Source organism: Streptomyces sp. N35 (genome assembly GCF_016464295.1).
Classification (GTDB): Bacteria; Actinomycetota; Actinomycetes; order Streptomycetales; family Streptomycetaceae; genus Streptomyces.
The window spans coordinates 15,774-35,069 of the sequence record NZ_JAEIMH010000029.1; the positions used below are offsets into that span (position 1 = coordinate 15,774).

Sequence of the window (19,296 nt, forward strand, 5' to 3'; positions counted from 1 at the left end):
ACGCCACCCCCCGCGGGCCCCCGGGGGGGGGAGGGCCGGCGCCCGCGCCCCCGGGCGCCGCCCGTCGCGGGTGCCGCCGGGGGGCTGGTGTTGCTGGTGGCCGCGGGGATCGTAGAGGGGAGTCCGCCGGCGCTTGACGCGCGACGAGAGCGACATAGGCGAACCCGGCCACGGCAGGCTGACCGGGCGGCAGCTGTTCGGCTTGGCGCTCACCTTGGTGAGCGTGGGGTTCGCCCGGCCGTGTGCCACCGAGGAACTCAGGCCCGCGGATCCCCCGTCGCCTCGATGTGATCCGCGACCGCGACGAGAAGCACCCGGGTGCCGGGAGCCGTGGCCCGCCAGCGGTGCGCGACGCCGCCGGTGAGGTAGAGGGTGTCGCCCCGGACCAGACGGTAGCCGCGGCCCTCCGCCTCCACCTCGGCGGCGCCGTCCGCCACGTACATCAACTCGTCGTTGCGGTGCCGGAATTCACGCGTCCCGTCGTGATCTCCCGTGAACTCCAGGGCGTGCAGCTGGTGATGGCCGCGCACCAGGGGCCGGACCCGTGCCTCGTCGGACGGGTCGAGCGCCGACGCCTCGTCCGCCCGTACGAGATCCACGGTGCGCGGTGGCTCCGCCGAGGCGAGCAGCTGTACCGCCGTGGTGCCGAGCGCGTCCGCGACCCGTTGCAGGGAGCGCATGCTCGGGCGGGCCCGGTCGTTCTCGATCTGACTGAGGAAGGGCGACGACAGCCCCGAGCGGGCCGCCACATCCGCAAGGGTCAGGTCAAGCGACCTGCGCCGCCTGCGGATTCCCGCGCCCACGCGCGGGCCCCCCGCGTCCTCGTCCGCCATGGCCGGCTCCCCTCCGCTGTGCCCTCTCCCCACCGCCGCCGTCAGCCTACGCACCCGCGGACGGAGGCTTCGTACGGCAGCAACACCGCAGACACAAACTCCCCCTAGCTTCTAAGGCAGTTGATGACATCAAAGAAACTTTGATCCACTGGAGAGGCAGCCACCATGCCGCGTGTCGACCAGAACTCCCGCCGCCGTCGAGGAACCGGCCTCATAGCGCTGGACGGCGAGGCCGCCTCGCCCGGCTACACGCTCTTCGCCCCGCTCACCGGATCCGGCGAGGTCCACCTCGTCGACCTGCACGGCCGCGCCGTACACCAGTGGCGGCTGCCGTACCGTCCCGGCCGGCACGCGCGCGTCCTGCCCGGCGGGAACCTGGCCTACAACGGCGTACTGCCGGACGAACCCGCGCGCTTTCCGATGTGGCACAAGTACCGCGGCGGCGTCATGCTCCAGGCCGCCCCGGACGGCACCGTGCTGCGCGAGCACCGCGATCCGCTGCAGCACCACGACGCGAACCACCTCGACGACGGCCGCATCCTCTACACCGCGCTCGAACCGCTCACCGGTGCCGCGGCGGACGCCGTACGCGGCGGGGTGCCGGGCTCCGAGGCCGACGGCGGCATCGTGTGGGCCGACACCGTCAAGGAGGTCGACGCGGACGGCACCGAGCTCTGGTCGTGGAGCGCCGCCGAGCACCTCGACCGGGAGTCCTTCGCCCTGCACCCGGACTACGCCCGCGAGCACTGGCCACTGATCAACTCCGTTGCGGAGCTGGCCGACGGGAACATCGTCGCCTCGCTGCGCAGCACCTCCGCGGTGATCGTGATCAGCCGCACGACCGGCGAGGTCCTGTGGCGCACGGACCCGGGCACCGTCTCCCAGCAGCACCATCCGACCGAGCTTCCCGGCGGAAACCTCCTCGTCTTCGACAACGGCGTCTTCCGCCCCGGCTCGGACGTCCCGTACTCCCGTGTCATCGAGATCGAGCGGGGGAGCGGCAAGGTGGTGTGGGAGTACCACGATCCCGCCAGGGAGGCCTTCTTCGCGCCGTTCATGGGCGCCGCGCAGCGCCTGCCGAACGGCAACACCCTGATCACCGACTCCCCGGCGGGCCGCCTCTTCGAAGTCACCGCGGACGGCTATCTGTGCTGGGAGTACGTGATCCCGCACTTCGCCGCGTACGAGGACTCCGCGGTCCGCTCGCTCTTCCCCTCCGAGCCCAACGCCGTGTTCCGCGCCTACCGTTACGCGGCCGATGAGCTGCCGTGGCTGGAGGCCGTGGTATGACCGTGACGAGCGACAAGGGCGGCCCGGGCAACCCTGAGGACAGCTCCGGGGGCAGCTCCAGGGCCAACTTCGGCAGCCCTGACGACAGCCCTGCGGCCGGCCCCGTCGACGAGCGCATCCCGCTGCCGCGGCTCGCGCCGCTGGCCGTACAGCACGTCCTCGCGATGATCGCGGCGCCCATCTCCACGGTCTTCCTCACCGCCACGGCCCTGCACCTGACTCCCGCCCGCACCGCCTCGCTGCTCAGCACGGTGCTCGTGCTCTGCGGCCTCGGCGCGCTCCTGCAATCCCTCGGACGGTACGGATTCGGCGCCCGGCTCCCGTTCGTGATGCTGCCCGGCGGGGCGGCGGCCGCGCTGTTCCTGCAGATCGCGCAGGACCACGGACCGGCGGTGGCCAGTGGGTCCGTGCTGCTCGCCGGCTGTCTGCTGCTCGCCGTGCTCCCGCTCTACGCCCGTGTCGTACGGCTCTTTCCGCCGCTGGTCATGGGCGTGACCGTGCTGCTCATCGGCATCGCGATGGTGCGGGTGGCAGCGCAGTTGGTCGCCGGCCCGGAGGGACACCCGGGCCGCTCGGCCATCGCTCTGGCAGGGATCACCATCGGGGCGACCTTCGCCGCCTTCGTCCTGCTGCGCGGAGTGTGGCGGCAGACGGCGGTGCTGCTCGGGATGGTGACCGGCACGCTGGTCGCGGCGGCGACCGGCCTCGGGGAGTTCACCCCCGCCGAGGGCTCCGGCTGGGCTCTGCCCAGCCCCTTCCCGTACGGAACACCGCAGTTCGACCTGCTCGCCGCGCTGCCGCTGCTGATCTTCAGCCTCACCACGCTCGCGGAGATCACCGGTCAGACGGTGCTCAACAGTGAGACCGTCGGCCGGGTTCCGAGTCCGGCGCAGGACGTGCCGCGGGTGGCGCGGGCCGACGCGGCGGTCTCACTGCTCGGCGGGGTCTTCGGCACGTCGCTGATGGTCACCAGTTCCGAGAACGTCGGCCTCACCCAACTCACCGGCGTACGCAGCCGTTACGTGACCGCGGCGGCCGGCGTCCTGCTGCTGGCGGCCGGTCTGCTCGCCCCGCTGCCCCGGCTGCTCGCGGGCATCCCGGCGCCGGTGGTCGGCGGCTCGGGGCTCGTGGTCTACGCGATGATCGCGGTCATGGGCGCGGACATGCTGCACCGGGCCCGGCTCGCCGACAACGCCCAGGCCATGGTCGCGGCGCTCGCCCTCGCCGTCGGTCTCGCACCGGTCGTCGCACCCGGCTTGTACGTCGCCTTCCCTGGCTGGGTGGGCACGGTGCTGGGCAGCGGTGTGGTGGCGGGAACGCTGACGGCGGTGCTGCTGCACGCCGTGCTGCGGGTGGCGGGGCGGGTCTCAGGCGAGCCGCGGCTTCGGACCCCTGACGGCAAGCCGAGGATCCGTACGCCGGCCGGGGAGACCCGCCCTCGCTCCGGACCGCAAGCCGGGAATCCGTATGCCGGATAGGGAGCTGCGGACCCGCCCTCACTCCTGACCGGCAGCTGCGGACCCGCCCTCACTCCTGACCGGCAGCTGCGGCTCCCGGTGCGCGCGGTCCGCCGATCCGGCCCGGCTCCCGCCGCTGCCCCAGGAGGGGGGCGAGCCCCCGCCGCGGCGCCCCCACCACCCCCCCGGCCCCCCCCACCCGGTCCTCCGCGCTCAGCACATGGCCCGGATGCAGATCCCATACGAGACCGGGGGTGTGGCCCTGGCTGTACGGAGGCGGGCCGATCGAGAGGTCGGGGAGGCGCTGGGCGGGGGCCGAGGTGTCCAGGGCGACCACGCGCCAGGCACCCGGGCGGAAGGCTTCCGCGACCGTGCGGTCCTGGAGTTCGGGGTGGTCGGCGACGTCGAGCGCGGCGAAGAGCAGCACCTTGCGCTCGACGGGGATCGCGCCCAGGATCCTGCGGCCCATCATCGCCGCGGCGAACGCGGGCGCGGCCAGCGTGGTGACACTGCGGCTGCGGGTGTTGGCCCCGGGATGCGCCGCGCGCAGGGTGCGGAAGACGGCCGTGGCGAACTCGTCGTCGTACAGCCGCAGGACGACGCCGAGGTCGGGCTTGACCGAGCGTGCGTACAGGGCCGCCTCGAGGTTGGTGGTGTCGACGCTGGTCAGCGCGAGCAGGGCGTGCGCGCGGTGGATCTTCGCGGCCTCCAGGACGCCCTCCTCGGTGACATCGCCCACGATCACGGGCACCCGCAGCCGGCGTGCGTGCGGGATACCGCGGGCCTCCGGGTCCTCCTCGACGCAGACGACGGGGATGCCGAGTTCGCGCAGCCGGGTCAGCACCCGGGTGCCGATCTTGCCGAGGCCGAGCAGCACCAGATGGCCGGACAGACCGCGCGGCGGCCGGCGCAGGGCGGCGGCCGTACGGAAGGTGCCGAAGGCTTCGAGTGCCGCGGCGAGCAGCACGGGCAGCAGCAGCAACCCGGCGAGGGCGGCGAGAAGTTGGAGGATCTGGCGGCTGTGGGGTTCGTCCGTGGCGGGATCGTTCAGGGCGAACAGATCGAGGAGCGTGAGATACGTGGCGTGCAGCGGGTGATCGTCCCCGGTGAGCCAGGACGCGACCGCCAGGGCGAGGACCGCGGTCAGGAGCCCGGCCAGCGACCAGCGCAGCCGGCGCGAGAAGAGTTCCCGCAGCGGGGCGCTGCGGCCCGCGAGGCGCCCTGGCGCCAGCGGCGGACCATTGTGCCGGACGGCCTGCAGCACGACCGCACCACGCCCCTCGGCCGAGGTGACCGCCGTGTCGTCGGGCAGCAGTTGCGGGCCCACGTCCGCGCCCTGCGGGTCGTTGCGGGTGGCGGAGAGCAGCGCCAGCGTGCACAGCCCTTCCGGGGCGGATCCGTCGCTGTCCGGCTGCCGTTCCACGGCCTGCAGCAGCAGACCGTCGGCCTGCAGCACCTTGCGGGTGCCGGCCACCGCGGCGGCGGCCAGGGCGGGTGCCGCGGTGTCGGCGTCGGAGAGCACCGTGGTGGAGATCTCGCGGGTGTCGAGGCCCGGGTCCGCCAACAGCGAGGCCTGGTCGAGGAGTTCGGCCAGGTGCTGGCCCAGTTTGCGGTTGTAGAGCCGGATCACCAGGCGCAGCCGGGGGTTGAACCGCCGTGCGGCGAGGGCCGCGCGGATGTTGGTCTCGTCGTCGTCGTACACCAGGGCCAGCGCCGCGGCCTGCGCCACACCGGCCTCGGCAAGGACCTCGTCGGTGAGCTCGGCGGCCTCCACCAGCCGCTGCTCGTCGTCCGGTACGGGCGCCGTACCGGCAGGGCCCCGGCCGAGCGCCGCCGAGAATCTGCCGAGCAGGACCCCGGCCCGTTCGCGGCCGCTCAGGGGGAGCGGGGACCGGCTGCCTGCGGGCGGCACGACGAGCGTCACCTTCCCGCGGTACACCTCCCGCAGCTCTCCGGTCAGCCGCTGGGCGAGGGCGTCGTCACCGCAGACAACCATGCGGCTGGCGGCAGGAGTTGAGTGATCAGACAGATCGGGCACGAAGGTGAAGCGTGCCTCATGGGGCGGGGTGCTGCCAAGGCGGTACGTGGGGTGTCGGCCGTACGGGGAGATATGCGAGGTGTCGGCTGTGCGGGGAGATACCTGGGGTGTCGGCCGTACGGGGAGAGGGGTGCGGCGCAGGTGGTGGGCGTCGTTGAGGGCGAGCGCACGGGAGGGCGTCCAAGTGGGCGCGGCGCACGCGGGACGTGCCCGCGAGGACCGGCCGGAGTGGGCGGTACCGTGCCGGGGCGTCCCGCCGGCCCGCGTTCCGCAGGCGGTCGGCCGCCTGACTCCGCGGCACATGCCCTGAAGCGTCTCCGCCGGCCCGCGCCGCCCGCGTCCCGCAGGCGCTCGGGCGCCCGGGCGACTGGCCCGGACACGCCGGGAGCGCTGCCGGAGGCCGTGGTCGCCGGAGTGCAGGATGCCAAGCGGCGGTGCGCAACCGAGCGTGCCGCCGCTGCCCGAGCGTCACATGGAGCACCTGATGACCACTGCCCACGCCCCTCACTCCGCCCACGCCCACCAGCACGGCGACGGCTGCGGACACGTGGCGTTCCCGCACGGGGACCACGTGGATTACGCGCACGACGGCCATCTGCACCGTATGCACGAGGACCACATCGACGAGTGCGAACCGGCCGGGCACACCGCGCACGGCGACCACGAGCACCGGCACGGCGAAGGCTGCGGCCATGTCGCCGTGCCCCACGGCGACCACGTCGACTACGTGCACGACGGCCACCGCCACGCCGACCACGACGGGCACTGGGACGACCACTGACCCACCGGTCCACTGACCCACCGGACCACTGACCTCACCGGCCCGCTGACCCGCCGGATCATTGACCTCACCGGCCCGCTGACCCACCGGCCCGCTGACCTCACCGGCCGGCTGACCCCACCAGACCACTGACCCCACCACGGGTGCGGCGCCCGGTGGACGCCGCACCCGCCCGGGCGAGCAGCCGGCTCTCCTGATTCAGCCCGCTGCGCCGGCACGTGCCCGCTCCCTGACCGCTCGCCCCACCCCCTGCACCTCCCTGACCGCTCACCCCACCCCCTGCAACTCCCCCCGAATCCCCCGCCCGGCCTCCCTGTGTCGCTCGGCCGCCGCCGGGTCCGTGGCTTCGAGCACCGACGCCAGCCCTTCATGGGCCAGCGCCTCCGCATGACGGTTGCCCACTCGTGGGGCCAACTCCAGTGCGTCCCGATGGAGTTGGAGAGCTTGGGTCGTCAGCCCCGCCAAGCGGCAGGTCTCCGCGTAGTCGTCCAGGAAGTGGATCTTCCAGTGGTCCTCGAAGAGGGCGTCGAGGAGCGCGAACGCCTCACGGTGGGAGGCCAGGGCCTCCTCGTACCGGCCCATCCGGCGCAAGGCGACGCCCAGACAGTTGAGGCACCACGCCTCGTTGTGCCGGTGCCCGTCCTCGCGGGAGAGCTCCAGGGCCCGGCGCAGATGCTCCACAGCCTCCTTTGGCGCCTCGGGCGCGAGCGCGACACCGAGCGTGATGCGGGCCGTCAGCGCCGGTGGCCAGGCCGGATCGGTGTGCGGTACGGCCAGGGCCTCCCGCGCCAGGCGGGCCGCCTCGTCGCCGTGCCCCAGCTGCAGCAGCGCCCACGCCTCGTACGCCTTGGCGTGGGCCGCACCCGACGGGCAGCCGGCCTCCTCGTACAGGCTGCCGGAGAGGCGGAAGAGTTCGAGCGGCCGCTCCACCTGACCCTCGTCCCACTTCAAGTACCCGCGCCGCATGGCGAGTTCGGCCTGGGATCGGGTGTCGCCGGTCTCGGCCACGAGCGGCAGCGCCGACGCGTACGCCGCGTCCGCCTCCGCCATCCGGCCCGCGTTGTACCGCGCGAACCCCAGATCGCTGTGCGCCTCGGCCAGCTGCCAGGGGTCGCCCAGGCGGCGGGCGGCGTCCAGCGAGCGCTCGAACAGGAAGTTGAGATGGGTCGTGCCGCAGCGCCGCGCGAAGTAGGTCCGCATGAAACGCGGCAGTTCGCACACATGCCGGTCCGCGCCCGCCGCCACCGCCGCCTCGAACGCGGCCATCAGATTGGTGTACTCCGTGACGTACCAGAAGAGCGCCGCCCGCTTGTCGGCGAACCGCGGCAGCGCGGCCGGCGGCGCACCGGCCGAGGGCGCCCGCGTCCCGGCGTGGAAAGGCATCGCCGCATCCGCCGCCGCGGCCGTGTGCACGTAGTAGTCGAGGACCCGGCCCAGGGCCTTGTCGCGCACCGCCTCGGCGTCCTGTTCCGCGCAGGCCCGCCGCGCGTGCTGATGGACGAGGTCGTGCAGTCGATAGCGCCCGGGCGCCCTTTCCTGTACGAGATGGGCGTCCAGCAGATCCTCGAGCATCTCCCGTGCCGTACGCGGCGCGACATCGGCGAGCGCCCCGGCCACGTACGGGTCGAAGGTCTCCCCGGGCAGCAGCCCGAGCAGCCGGAACAACCGGCCCGTGGCATGGTCCAACTGCCGTACGGACATGGCGAAAGCGGTGTCGAACTCGCTCGCGCCCTCGGCCATCCGCTCCACCAGGATGCCCACCGTCCAGCCGGGCCGGTGCCGCAGCCGGGCCGCGGCGAGCCGCAGCGCGAGCGGCAACTGACCGCACAGCCGCAGCACTTCGGCCGTCGAGTCCGGATCGCGCCCGAGCCGGCTCTCCGGCCCGCCCCCGTCCCCGCTGGCCCGGGCCAGGAGCTCGGCGCTCTCCTCGGGCGTGAGGACATCGAGGGAGACCGGCGGTACCTCGTCGAGACCGAGCAGGCGATTGCGGCTGGTGATCAGGGCCACTGAAGAGCCGGCGCCCGGCAGCAGCGGCCGTACCTGCTCGGCGTCGGCGGCGTTGTCGAGGACGATCACGGCCCGCCGGTGGGCCAGTTCGGCGCGCCACACCGCGGCGAGCGGTTCGATGCCGCCCTGCTGCGGGATCCGCTCCGAGGGGACGTCGAGCGCGGCGAGCAGCGCCCGCAACGCCGGGTCGGCGCCCAGGGGTTCACGTCCGTCGGTGAACCCGTGCAGGTCGAGGTAGAGCTGGGCGTCCGGGTAGGTGTCCGCGAGGCGGTGCGCCGCATGGACGGCGAGACAGGTCTTGCCGACCCCCGCCATGCCGTCGACGGCGACGACCCGGCTGTTCTCCACCGCGTCGAGTACGGAGGCGAGTTGGCCGTCGCGCCCGGTGAAGTCGGGCACGTCACGCGGCAGATCGTTGCGTGGTGGACGCGGGGCGTCCGGGGGCGGCGCCGGGGGAGACACCTGCCGGCTGCTGCGCGGCGGTGCGGGCAGTGGGCTCGAGGCCCGTTCCCACAGCGGGCGCAGCGGGCGCGGATCACGGCGTACGAACTTGCACAGCGCGAGCACCGAGGGCCACGGCGGCACGGTCTGGCCGCCGAGATACCGCGACAGCGACGACGAGCTGAGCCCGACCTCGCGCGCCAGCGCCCGCACTCCGTGACCGGATACCTCCTGCAACCCCCGTAGCCGTGCGGCCAGTTCGTCTCTCGGATCGGTCCTCGGCTCCTGCGGCCCCATGGCCCACCCCTCCCTGTCCCGCCCCCGCCGAAGTTTTCCTCGCCGAATCGCCGCTGTCCAGGGGCGTTTCACCTGTCCCACGGTGTCCCACGGCCATCGCCGCACCACCCCCGCCGGGGCTGTTATGGAGTCATCGCCCCGGCGGAACGGGGCGGACGGACAGGCCGGAAGGCCCGCCGACACGAAGGAAGGGCCGGACGACCGGCCCACGACGAGAAGCCGGAAACCCGGCCCTCAAGGAGGAACCAGAGATGCAGTCCCGTATGCAGAACCCCGCCGCCGTTCTCCCCGACGCCATGCAGTCCATCCAGGGCCTCTTCAAGGCCGTGCACTCCGGCGGAGTCGACGTAAAGATCATCGAACTCGTCCACCTGCGGGCCAGCCAGATCAACGGCTGCAGCGCCTGCGTCGACGGCGGCACCAAGACCGCCCGCAAGTCCGGCGTCAGCGACGAGCAGCTCGCCACGGTCGTGGCCTGGCGCGAGGCCCCCTACTTCTCCGACGAGGAGCGCGCGGCCCTCGCCCTCGCCGAGGCGGCGACCCGGCTCGCGGACCGTACCGACCCGGTGAGCGACGAGGTGTGGGACGCGGCCGCCTCGTACTTCGACGAGAAGCAGCTGGCCTCGATCATCCTGATGATCGGCGTGACGAACCTCTTCAACCGCCTCAACGCCACGACCCGCCAGATCGCGGGAGCCTGGGGCTGAGCACACGGCACCCTCGGACCGGTACCTCCGCTCGCGCGGAGGCGCCGGTCCCGCTCGTTGTACGGCCCCTCGGGGGAACTCGCCCCGACCGCTACTTGAGCGCCGGCTCCGGATCCTCGTCCGTCGTCTCATGCGTCGGCGCGTCCGCCGCCACCGGCACATGCACCCACACCGCCTCGGACGGCACCCCGCGGTCGTCGACGGCCGTCAGCATGTACCAGCCGGGCGGCACGAGCGCCGGATTCTGCGGCAGCGTGACCTCCACGCCCTTCCCGGTACGGTCGAAGTCCAGCGCGATCGACCGCTGTTCGACGTTGGTCACATGCGTGAAGGAACCCGGCCGGATCAGCCGCACCTTGCTGATCGCCTTCGGGTCGTCACTGTCGTACGACACCGTGGAGCCGAGCTTCACCGTCCGCCGCCCGCCCTCCGGATCCCGCAACACCGGACGTGTACCGCCCTGGTGCAGATACGGCGGGGTGTAGATCTCCAGGCTCTGGTCGAACTTCGCCTTCTTGGAGTTGGCCTTGTCCGAGAAGAGTGAATCGGAGCCGAAGGTCATCACCCGCCCGTCCGGCAACAGCAGCCCGCCCGAGTGGTAGTTGCGGCCCACGAGCGGATCGGCGGCGGCCGTGAACTTGTCCGTCTGCGGATCGTAGATCGCCGCCTTCAGCACATTGCTGTCGGACTTCCCGCGGTAGTCACCCGACCCGTTGGTCGTCAGGACCGTGTCGTCCGGCAGGATCACGCTGCTGGGATAGCGGGCCTTGTCGTACAGCCGCGGCCCGTCACGGAAGCGCGGCTCGTCCTCGCGCAGATCCACCAGACGCGTCCTGTCCGTGGACTTGGGCGACTCGCCGACCCCGCCGCCCCCGAGCACCATGTACCGCTGCTCCTGCGCGGGCGGCAGCAGCACCGACATCGAGGTCTCCAGGATGTCCGGGTCGCTGATCCCGGGCACCTTGGTGAACTTGTTGCTGTCCAGATCCCAGATCCCCGGCTCGCGCCCCTGGTCGTCGGGCCCGTACCCGGCATTGGAGCCGGTGTAGAGGATCCGCCCGTCCGAGGCGAGGAAGAGCGCGGGATACGTGGGGAAGAACCGCGCCTTCGGCAGGAACTCCCACTCCTTCGTCCGCGGGTCATAGATCTCGTTCTTGCCCGGCACGACCTGCCCGATGTCGTCGAGCCCGGACACCGAAAGGACCTTGCCGTCCTCCAGCGTCGTCAGCGTCGGGTACCAGCGCGCCTCGTGCATCGGATCGACCTGGACGTACCGCTCGGCCACCGGGTCGAACTCGAAGGTGTCCTTGATCCCTTGGAAGTCCTTCTTGTCGAACGACAGCTTCTGCGCGATGCCGTAGATGTTCTGCTTCTCATCGCCTTCGAGCCCGGAGACGCGGTACTGGTCCTGCGTCCCGGTCTGATGCCGCGGCCCCTTCTCGAGCGCCTCGACGTACACGCGTGCGCTGGACGGGGTGACCTCGGCCTCTCCGGTCCGAGGGTCGGTCTTCTTCTTCGCGCGCGGCACGATGACGCTCGCGTGCGACTCGAAGGTCTTGCCGCTGTCACGGCCCGTGAACCGGGTCCCCTTGGGCAGCGTCTTCGGCTCGTCCGGGTTCTCGTTGTAGACGATCATCAGCCCGCCGGCCTTCTCGACGTCGCCTTCGAGGGTCTCGTACCGCTGTGTCCCGCCCGCCACCAGCAGCCTCCCGTCCGGGAGTTGGGTGTGCCCGGCGCAGAAAAGGTCGGCGGGCGTGGGGATGTTCTCGAAGGTGTTCTCCCGCGGATCCCACAGGACCGTACGGAAGGTCTTCGCGTCGAACTGCTTGGCGTCGTTGCCCGATCCGGCCACGAGCAGCACCTTGCCCGTGTGAAGGAGCGCCGCGTGGATCGTGTTGATCCGGTACTCCTCGGGCACGTCCACGAGGCTCCACCGCCCGCGGTCGGCCTTGTACTCGGGCCTGTCGATCTCGTACGCGTGGTACTGGGTCGAGGCGAAGTCGTAGACGGCGGGCGCGTTGGCCGCCGCGAGCACCACCACGGCGCCCGTGCCGAGCAGGATCTTGGACGTCCGCCGGCTCGGGCGGCGACGCTTCGGCTCCGGCATGCGCTGACTCCTGCACTCGTACGGCCCGGTCGTTCGTACGTTTTGGTACGAAATGCAACTTTAGGCCAGTGCAAGGAGAGCTACTCGGCAGCGCTCCGTACGACGTTGAACGCCGCACCTTCCGGATCCGCCACGGTGGCCATCCGGCCGTGTCCGCTGTCGTGCGGGCCGCGCAGCACATGGCCGCCGAGCTCCCCGACCCGCCGCACCGTCTCGTCCACGTCCTCGACCTCGAAGAAGGTCGTCCAGTGCGCACCGCGATCACGCGGCAGCCCATGGCCCACACCGTGGATACCGGCCACCGCGCGGCCCTCCACGGAGAGCGCCAGATAGTCGAAGTCCGCGGAGACGACGGGCTCTTCGCCGAATCCGAAGACCGCCCGGTAGAACTTCGCGACCGAGGCGGTGTCCCGCGTCACCAGCTCGTTCCACACGGCAGTGCCGGGCCGCCCCGCGCCGCCGATGCCGCCGTGCTCCGCCGCCTGCCACACCCCGAACACGGCACCCGCCGGGTCCGAGGCCATCAGGAGCCGGCCCGCGCGGTCGGCGTCCAGCGGTCCCACGCCGACCGTGCCGCCGCAGTGGCGGATGGTGTCGGCGGTGGCGTCCACGTCGTCCGAGGCGAGATAGGGGGTCCAGGCGATGGGCAGATGCCGGTCGTGCGGCAGTACGCCGATGCCGGCCACCTCATGGCCGTCGAGAAGCGCCCGCACATACGGACCGAGCTGCTGCGGTCCGGGCCGGAATTCCCAGCCGAACAGTGCACCGTAGAACTTCTGCGTACCGGCCAGGCCGTGCACCATCAGGCTCACCCAGCAGGGCGTGCCGGGCGCGCGCCGAGCTGCTGACTCGGTCATCGTCACTCTCTCCTCGGGGCGCATGTCGTGAGCAGCATGCCCGTTTCGCTCCCGCTCACCCTTCCCGGCGGTGCACGGTAATGGCCCCTTCCCGGCGCGAACAGGCTTTGCGCAAGGATGTGCCCATGAATGCCATCATCTCCGCTGCCGAACTTGCGAGCGAGTCGAACGGGCAGTACCCGCCGGTACTTCTTGATGTCCGCTGGCAGCTCACGCTGGCCAGGACCGCGGGCGAGCCGTCCTTCGACGGCCGCGCCGCCTACGCGGCCGGGCATATCCCCGGCGCCGTCTACGTCGACCTCGACACCGCGCTCGCCGGACCGGCGGGCACCGGCGGCCGTCACCCGCTGCCCGACCTCGAGGTGTTCGCCGAGGCGATGCGCGCGGCAGGCGTACGGCAGGACCGCCCCGTCGTCGTCTACGACGGCGGCCAGAGCTGGGCCGCGGCCCGCGCCTGGTGGCTCCTCCGCTGGGCCGGACACCCGTCGGTACGGGTCCTCGACGGCGGACTCGCGGCCTGGGACGGCGAACTCTCCACCGAGCCCCCTTCGGCCGAGCCGGGGGACTTCGTCCCGCGCCCGGGCGCCGTGCCACTGCTCGACGCCGACGGCGCCGCGGCCCTCGCGCGCGAAGGCCTCCTCCTCCACGCCCCCGCCGGCGGGCGCTACCGCGGTGAGGTGGAGCCCATCGACCGGGTCGGCGGCCACATCCCGGGCGCGGTCTCCGCGCCCACCACCGAGAACGTGGGCACCGACGGCCGCTTCCTGCCGGCCGGGGACCTGGCGGCCCGCTTCAGCGCCCTCGGCAGCGACGAGGCGCCGCGCGTCGGCGTCTACTGCGGCTCGGGCGTCTCGGGTGCCCACGAGGTCCTTGCCCTCGCCGTCGCGGGTATCGACGCGGAGCTGTACGTGGGTTCGTGGTCGGAGTGGTCCGCGGACGAGTCACGCCCGGTGGCCACGGGACCGAACCCGTAGTCCATACGTAAGGGACCGCACCCCAAACGTGCGGGCCCCTACCTCACAGCGGGACTCCGTCCTTCTTCTTGTGCCGCGTGCCGGACACGATCTCGTCCCAACTCGGCACCGCCGCACGGCGACCCGGCCGGACACCGTCTGCCTCGGCCTGCCGGTCCGTGGTGCCGACAAGGCGGTCACGATGACCGGCGACCGTACGCGGCATCAGGACATCCGCATACGCGGAACCTGCCGAAGCCGCGGGGGCCGGCGGCTCCTCGACCTCCGGCTCGGGCGCGGGCGGCTCCTCGACCGTCCGCTCCACCGGCGCCGTCGGCGCGCACGCCGAGGCGGCCGGCGACGGACGCTCCGGCACCACGAGATCGCCACGGAAACTCGGCACCGCCTCCAGGAGGCTGGTGAGCGAGTCGCGCTCCGCGGCGGTGGACTCCTCGACGGGCTCCGGCGTCGGCGCCGGAATCTGCCGCTCGGGCCGCTCGGGACGGTCCAGCTGACGGTCGAGCGCACGGTCCAGCGGCCGGTCGCGTGGAAGTCGGGCGATCCGCGGCACGAACGGGAAGCTGGGCTCGGGCGCCGCGATGTCGTCGGACTCGCCGATCAGCGAGCGCGCCTCGTCGTCGACGGCCGCGACCAGACGCCGCGGCGGATCGTAGGTCCAGCTCGCCGAGTGCGGTTCGGCCGCGACGACGTAGACGAGCAGGACCTCCCACGTGCCGTCGTCACGACGCCACGAGTCCCACTGGACGGATTCCTTGTCGACGCCGCGCAGCAGCAGCCGCTCCTGCACCGCCTCGCCGAGCTGGGGTCCTGCGTTCTCACCGGGGCGGCGGACAGGAGTCTTCCGGGCACGCTCGGCCATGAAGGCGCGCTCTGCGAGCACGGGCCCCTCGAAGCGGCGTACGCGATCGACCGGAATGCCGGCGAGCTGGGCGACCTCTTCCGCGGTCGCACCTGCCCGTATGCGCGCCTGGATGTCCCGGGGGCGCATATGCGACTCGACTTCGATCTCGATCTGGCCGAGCCGTGGCCGGTCGCCGCGCACGGCGGCGCGCAGGCGTTCGTCGATCGGAAGGGTGTACTCCGTTGAGTCCGCAGCCTTCAGCACCAGCCGTGTGCCGTCATTGGAGACGGCCACGACACGCAGTTCGGGCATGGGGACCTCCCGGGTGGTGCCTGCCGACGTCACGTGCGTCGCTGCTTCCGCTAGTCGAGTGTGGCCTGCCCGGGTGCAGCCTGCCACAACCTTGCCGAGTTGCCCGGCGTGTCGGGCATGGGTCCTTGATCGCCGTTATGGCACGGTTACCTATTCGCCACGCAAAGTGACCGAAGTCGGGCAGATTGGTCACCCTGTGCAGCGATCCCCCTCCCGAAGGTCCCTCGCGGGCCCCTGGGTACCCAGGCGGGAGTCCGAACCCAGGGCTCGCAACAGTACTCCATTCGGGCCACCTGGGTGGACCGGCGCGCCGCCGAAGTTGTCCCAGGGCAAGGGAGTTGACCCCTGCCGCATCCATATCCCCTGCTTACAGGGGTGTGCTGCTTCACAGAAACTCCCGAAACGGAACTATCCGCTTCGCCCAAAAGTCCCTTCTTGGTAGCAGTCAGGCGAGTCGGCGATCAAGGGACGGGGATGGCTCAGCAGTCGGAAACCGGAGCAGAGGACAAGAAGAAGCGCATTGACGTCAATGTGCCCCAGGTCGCGGGCGGTGCGCTCGCGGCCGTGCTGGCCGCGAAGTTGGCTTCCAGTTTCGGGGTGTACGGCACGATCCTCGGCGCAGGCGTGATGAGCATCGTGGCCACCTGTGGCGGCCCGGTGTTCCAGCACTTCTTCAAGCGCACCGGCGAGCAGGTGCGCGAAGCCGCGGTGAAGGCGAAGCCGGTGCGCGCCCGGCAGATACCGGTGGCGGGGGACGGCCGTCCGGTGCCGGAGACCTTCCGCGCCGAGACCGAGCCGGATGCGGGCGCGCAGCCGCCCGCCGCCCCCGCGGCCCCGAACGCCCCGGCGATGATGACGACTTGGCGCCCAGGCGTGGTGGACGTGCCGGCGATTCCGCTCGACGGTCTCGCGGTGCCGGCACCGTCGCAGGCCGCCGGCACCGCCCCCGCCGACAAGACGCAGCTGCTCAAGTCCTCCGAGGTCACACGGGTGTTGGGCACCACGAATGCGGCCGATGCCACGCAGGTACTGAGCGCAGTGGACCCCGCCGATGCCACGCAGGTTCTCGGCGCAGTGGACCCCGCCGATGCCACCCAGGTCCTGCCGGCGGCGGACGGCACCAGGGTCCTGGGCGCCCTCGGCCCCGGGGACCGGGGCGACCAGCCGACTCGGTTCCTCGGCACGGTGATCGGTCCCCACGGCGAGACCCTTGCCGCTCCGCCGGCCGTTGACTCGTATGCCGTCTCGCCCGTACAGGGCAAGCGCCTGCGCAGCTGGAAGCGGCCGGCGCTCGCCGCTGCCGTCGTCTTCGGCGTGACGATGGGCGGGATCACCGTGTACGAGGCGGTGGCCGGCGAGAGCCTGGCCGGGACCGGCAACGGCTCGACGCTGCGCGGCGTGTTCACGGGAGGCGGCGGCAACAGCGGCGGGACCGGGGAGAACACCCCCTCCCGGACCCCCTCGTCCGTCACCAGTCCGTCCACCGGGACCGGCGGGCAGGAGGGCGACGGCACCCCGACGCCCGACCCCGGTCACTCCTCGGACGACCCGGGCGGCAAGACGCCCACGCCGACTCCCACTCCTACGCCGACCCCGACTCCTACGCCCACCCCGACCCCCACACCGACGCCGACCCCGGACGACCCCACCGGGGACCCGACACCGCAGCATCAGCAGGGCGAGACGGGCGAGTAGCCGCCGAGCGGCTCAGTCGCCGAGGACCCGGCGCAGATAGTCGTTGCCGAACACCCGGTCCGGGTCGAGCCGGTCGCGCAGCTCGGTGAACTCGCCGAAGCGCGGGTACACCGACGCGAAGTACTCGGCGTCCCGGGTGTGCACCTTGCCCCAGTGCGGCCGGCCGCCGTGCGCGGTGAAGATCCGCTCGGCGGCGGTGAAGTACGCCTGGTAGGGCGTGCCCTTGTACATGTGCACCGCGATGTACGCGCTCTCGCGGCCGGACGCCGTCGAAAGGGTGATGTCGTCGGCTGGCGCGGTGCGCACCTCGACCGGGAAGCTGATCCGCAGGTTCGAGCGGTCGACCATGGCCCGCAGTTCACGCAGCGCCTCGACGAGGGCCTCGCGCGGCAGGGCGTACTCCATCTCCACGAAGCGCACGCGGCGCGGAGAAGTGAAGACCTTGTAGGGAATGTCGGTGTACGTGCGGGCGGAGAGCGCCTTGCTGGAGATCTTCGCGATCGCGGGGATGGTCCCCGGCACCGCGCGGCCCAGCGAATTGACCGCCTGGAACAGGCCGTTGGAGAGCAGCTCGTCCTCGAAGAAGCCGCTCACCTTGCCCACCGGCTGCTCGGGACCCGCGCTGCGGTTGTTGCGCTTGGTGTTGCAGTTGCCGGTGTGCGGGAACCAGTAGAACTCGAAGTGCTCGTTCTCCGCGTGCAGGGCGTCGAATTCGGCCGTGACACGGTCGAAGGTCATCGGCTCCTCGCGCGCGGTGAGCAGGAACTCCGGCTCCACCGCGAAGGTGATCGCGCTGATCACGCCGAGCGCACCGAGCCCGAGCCGGGCCGCCGCGAACACCTCGGGGTTCTCCTTCGGTGAGCAGTGCAGCACCGACCCGTCCGCCGTGACGAGTTCGAGGGCCTGGATCTGCGCGGAGATCGAGGCCGATTCGCGGCCGGTGCCGTGGGTGCCGGTGCTGGTGGCGCCCGCGACGGTCTGCTCCATGATGTCGCCCATGTTGGTGAGCGAGAGGCTCTCGCGGGCGAGCGCCAGGTTCAGGCGCTTGAGCGGGGTGCCCGCCTCGACGGTGACCGTGCCGGCCTCGCGGTCGATGTGCCGTATCCCGGTGAGCAGATCGGGCCGTATCAGGAGACCGTCCGTGGCGGCGGCGGACGTGAAGGAGTGGCCGGTGCCGACCGGCTTGACCCGCCGGCCCTCCTCCGCAGCCTGACGTACGGCGGCGACGAGCTCCTCGACCGAGGCGGGACTGACCTCCTGCGCGGGCCGTGCCGTGACGTTGCCGGCCCAGTTACGCCACGTTGTCCCGTACGCCTTCGGGCCGCCCGCCGCGCCCGTCGTCGATCCCGTCGTACCCATCAGGTCCTCCCCGCAGCGGAACCGGCCTGGTCAGCCGGCGATAGCCGAGGAACCCGATCACGACCGCGACGCCGCCGGCGATGGCCGGCACCACATACGCCCGGTCCGCGCCGGCCGCGTCGATGACCCAGCCGGCCGCCGACGAACCGAGCGCGATGCCGACCGCGAGACCCGTGGAGGTCCACGTCATGCCTTCGGTCAGCTTCGCCCGGGGTACATGCTGCTCGACGAGGGCCATCGTGGTGATCATCGTCGGTGCGATGGACAGGCCCGCGACAAACAGCGCCACGGCCAAGAACAGCAAGTTCCCGACCAGTAGGAGGGGGATCATACTCACGCCCATCGCACACACGCCCAGGAGCCACCGCTTGGCGGCCGGGCCCTTGAAGTGCACGAGCCCGAAGACCACGCCGGCGAGGCAGGACCCGGCCGCGTACACCGCGAGCACCAGGCTGGCCGCCTCCTTGGCGCCCTCGTGCTCGGCGAACGCGACGGTGACGACGTCGACGGAGCCGAAGACCGCGCCGGTCGCGACGAAGGTCGCCATCAGGACCTGAAGTCCCGGCGAGCGCAGGGCGCTTCCGCCGGTGTGGTGCTCGCGGGGGTGGGGGACCGGTTCGGTGGCGTGCTGAGCGGTCAGCCAGAAGGTGCCGATCGCGAGGAACACGCCCGCGAGCAGCGGGCCCGCCTCGGGGAACCAGACAGTGGACAGACCGATCGAGATGATCGGCCCGAAGATGAAGCAGATCTCGTCGACGACGGATTCGAAGGAGTACGCGGTGTGCAGCCGGCGCCGGTCGGTCCGGTACACCTCGGCCCAGCGGGACCTGATCATCGACCCGAGACTCGGTACGAAACCGACGAGCGCGGCGCAAAGGAACAGCGTCCAGTCCGGCGCCTCGAACTTCGCCGCGAGCAGCAGCGCGGTGACGGCCGCGAGCGAGACCAGCGTGGCCGGGCGCAGGATGCGCGCCTGCCCGTAGCGGTCCACGAGCCGCGAGATCTGCGGACCGATCACGGCCGCGGACAGGGCGAGCGTCGCGGAGAGCGCGCCGGCGAGGCCGTACCGCCCGGTGAGCTCGGAGATCATCGTCACGACGCCGATGCCCATCATGGCCAGCGGCAGCCGCCCGATCAGTCCCGCCGCCGAGAACGACAGGGTTCCGGGCGGCGTGAATATCTCGCGGTAGGGGCTGGGCAAGGGACGCTCCGGTAAGGCGTGAGTTGGGCCAATACAGCTTACGGCCGCCATGTGGCCGAGCGCGCGCCGATTGCGGGGTCATACGGGGCCAAGGGCCCG

At 72.0% G+C, this 19,296-nt stretch carries 14 protein-coding genes; 6 read left to right on the plus strand and 8 right to left on the minus strand.

The window, feature by feature from the left end:
- Nucleotides 1-257: 257 nt before the first annotated feature.
- Nucleotides 258-833, minus strand: coding sequence for a helix-turn-helix domain-containing protein (locus JAO81_RS17780; RefSeq protein WP_199548845.1), 576 nt, complete (start codon nt 831-833; stop codon nt 258-260).
- A gap of 165 nt (nt 834-998) precedes the next feature.
- Here JAO81_RS17780 and JAO81_RS17785 point away from each other — a divergent pair, with 165 nt between their 5' ends.
- The gene (locus JAO81_RS17785) at nt 999-2,123 is read left to right on the plus strand and encodes an aryl-sulfate sulfotransferase (RefSeq protein WP_199548846.1); all 1,125 of its coding nucleotides are present in this window, start codon (nt 999-1,001) and stop codon (nt 2,121-2,123) included.
- Nucleotides 2,120-3,601 (plus strand): uracil-xanthine permease family protein, encoded by a 1,482-nt coding sequence (locus tag JAO81_RS17790; protein ID WP_199548847.1) that lies wholly within the window; start codon nt 2,120-2,122, stop codon nt 3,599-3,601. Before JAO81_RS17785 ends, JAO81_RS17790 begins: the two co-directional genes overlap by 4 nt.
- Before the next feature lie 49 nt (nt 3,602-3,650).
- Here JAO81_RS17790 and JAO81_RS17795 read toward each other — a convergent pair whose 3' ends face one another.
- Nucleotides 3,651-5,576: a TrkA family potassium uptake protein gene (locus JAO81_RS17795; RefSeq protein WP_199548902.1), complete on the minus strand. Its 1,926-nt coding sequence runs from the start codon at nt 5,574-5,576 to the stop codon at nt 3,651-3,653.
- A 526-nt stretch (nt 5,577-6,102) separates the two neighbouring features.
- On the opposite strand from JAO81_RS17795, the gene JAO81_RS17800 reads away from it, so the two are divergent.
- A complete protein-coding gene (locus JAO81_RS17800) occupies nt 6,103-6,399 on the plus strand; it encodes a hypothetical protein (RefSeq protein ID WP_199548848.1) in 297 nt (98 codons plus the stop codon).
- A 267-nt stretch (nt 6,400-6,666) separates the two neighbouring features.
- Here the strand turns inward: JAO81_RS17800 and JAO81_RS17805 are convergent, their stop codons facing one another.
- Nucleotides 6,667-9,144, minus strand: a complete 2,478-nt coding sequence (locus JAO81_RS17805; RefSeq protein ID WP_199548849.1) for a tetratricopeptide repeat protein — start codon at nt 9,142-9,144, stop codon at nt 6,667-6,669.
- A 251-nt stretch (nt 9,145-9,395) separates the two neighbouring features.
- On the opposite strand from JAO81_RS17805, the gene JAO81_RS17810 reads away from it, so the two are divergent.
- The gene (locus JAO81_RS17810; RefSeq protein ID WP_199548850.1) at nt 9,396-9,851 is read left to right on the plus strand and encodes a carboxymuconolactone decarboxylase family protein; all 456 of its coding nucleotides are present in this window, start codon (nt 9,396-9,398) and stop codon (nt 9,849-9,851) included.
- Nucleotides 9,852-9,942: 91 nt separating this feature from the next.
- Here the strand turns inward: JAO81_RS17810 and JAO81_RS17815 are convergent, their stop codons facing one another.
- Both JAO81_RS17815 and JAO81_RS17820 read right to left on the minus strand, forming a co-directional pair.
- Complete coding sequence (locus JAO81_RS17815; RefSeq protein ID WP_199548851.1) at nt 9,943-11,958, minus strand: kelch motif-containing protein; 2,016 nt, start codon at nt 11,956-11,958, stop codon at nt 9,943-9,945.
- 80 nt (nt 11,959-12,038) lie between these two features.
- Complete coding sequence (locus JAO81_RS17820; RefSeq protein ID WP_199548852.1) at nt 12,039-12,815, minus strand: VOC family protein; 777 nt, start codon at nt 12,813-12,815, stop codon at nt 12,039-12,041.
- A 125-nt stretch (nt 12,816-12,940) separates the two neighbouring features.
- Between JAO81_RS17820 and JAO81_RS17825 the strand changes: the two genes are divergently transcribed.
- Nucleotides 12,941-13,789, plus strand: a complete 849-nt coding sequence (locus tag JAO81_RS17825; RefSeq protein ID WP_199548853.1) for a sulfurtransferase — start codon at nt 12,941-12,943, stop codon at nt 13,787-13,789.
- A 43-nt stretch (nt 13,790-13,832) separates the two neighbouring features.
- Here the strand turns inward: JAO81_RS17825 and sepH are convergent, their stop codons facing one another.
- Nucleotides 13,833-14,942, minus strand: a complete 1,110-nt coding sequence (gene sepH / locus JAO81_RS17830; RefSeq protein ID WP_199548854.1) for a septation protein SepH — start codon at nt 14,940-14,942, stop codon at nt 13,833-13,835.
- A gap of 474 nt (nt 14,943-15,416) precedes the next feature.
- Here sepH and JAO81_RS17835 point away from each other — a divergent pair, with 474 nt between their 5' ends.
- Entirely contained in the window at nt 15,417-16,637 is a 1,221-nt protein-coding gene (locus JAO81_RS17835; RefSeq protein ID WP_199548855.1) for a hypothetical protein, read from the plus strand.
- Nucleotides 16,638-16,649: 12 nt separating this feature from the next.
- Here the strand turns inward: JAO81_RS17835 and JAO81_RS17840 are convergent, their stop codons facing one another.
- Together JAO81_RS17840 and JAO81_RS17845 are read right to left on the minus strand one after the other, a co-directional pair.
- Nucleotides 16,650-17,996: a D-arabinono-1,4-lactone oxidase gene (locus JAO81_RS17840; RefSeq protein ID WP_199548856.1), complete on the minus strand. Its 1,347-nt coding sequence runs from the start codon at nt 17,994-17,996 to the stop codon at nt 16,650-16,652.
- The gene (locus JAO81_RS17845) at nt 17,929-19,197 is read right to left on the minus strand and encodes an MFS transporter (RefSeq protein WP_199548857.1); all 1,269 of its coding nucleotides are present in this window, start codon (nt 19,195-19,197) and stop codon (nt 17,929-17,931) included. Before JAO81_RS17845 ends, JAO81_RS17840 begins: the two co-directional genes overlap by 68 nt.
- Nucleotides 19,198-19,296: the final 99 nt, after the last annotated feature.

Coding starts and splice junctions, on each gene's coding strand:
- JAO81_RS17780 (WP_199548845.1), bottom strand. CDS start 833: ATGGCGGACGAGGACGCGGGGGGCCCGCGCGTGGGCGCGGGAATCCGC.
- JAO81_RS17785 (WP_199548846.1), top strand. CDS start 999: ATGCCGCGTGTCGACCAGAACTCCCGCCGCCGTCGAGGAACCGGCCTC.
- JAO81_RS17790 (WP_199548847.1), top strand. CDS start 2,120: ATGACCGTGACGAGCGACAAGGGCGGCCCGGGCAACCCTGAGGACAGC.
- JAO81_RS17795 (WP_199548902.1), bottom strand. CDS start 5,576: ATGGTTGTCTGCGGTGACGACGCCCTCGCCCAGCGGCTGACCGGAGAG.
- JAO81_RS17800 (WP_199548848.1), top strand. CDS start 6,103: ATGACCACTGCCCACGCCCCTCACTCCGCCCACGCCCACCAGCACGGC.
- JAO81_RS17805 (WP_199548849.1), bottom strand. CDS start 9,144: ATGGGGCCGCAGGAGCCGAGGACCGATCCGAGAGACGAACTGGCCGCA.
- JAO81_RS17810 (WP_199548850.1), top strand. CDS start 9,396: ATGCAGTCCCGTATGCAGAACCCCGCCGCCGTTCTCCCCGACGCCATG.
- JAO81_RS17815 (WP_199548851.1), bottom strand. CDS start 11,958: ATGCCGGAGCCGAAGCGTCGCCGCCCGAGCCGGCGGACGTCCAAGATC.
- JAO81_RS17820 (WP_199548852.1), bottom strand. CDS start 12,815: ATGACCGAGTCAGCAGCTCGGCGCGCGCCCGGCACGCCCTGCTGGGTG.
- JAO81_RS17825 (WP_199548853.1), top strand. CDS start 12,941: ATGAATGCCATCATCTCCGCTGCCGAACTTGCGAGCGAGTCGAACGGG.
- sepH (WP_199548854.1), bottom strand. CDS start 14,942: ATGCCCGAACTGCGTGTCGTGGCCGTCTCCAATGACGGCACACGGCTG.
- JAO81_RS17835 (WP_199548855.1), top strand. CDS start 15,417: ATGGCTCAGCAGTCGGAAACCGGAGCAGAGGACAAGAAGAAGCGCATT.
- JAO81_RS17840 (WP_199548856.1), bottom strand. CDS start 17,996: ATGGGTACGACGGGATCGACGACGGGCGCGGCGGGCGGCCCGAAGGCG.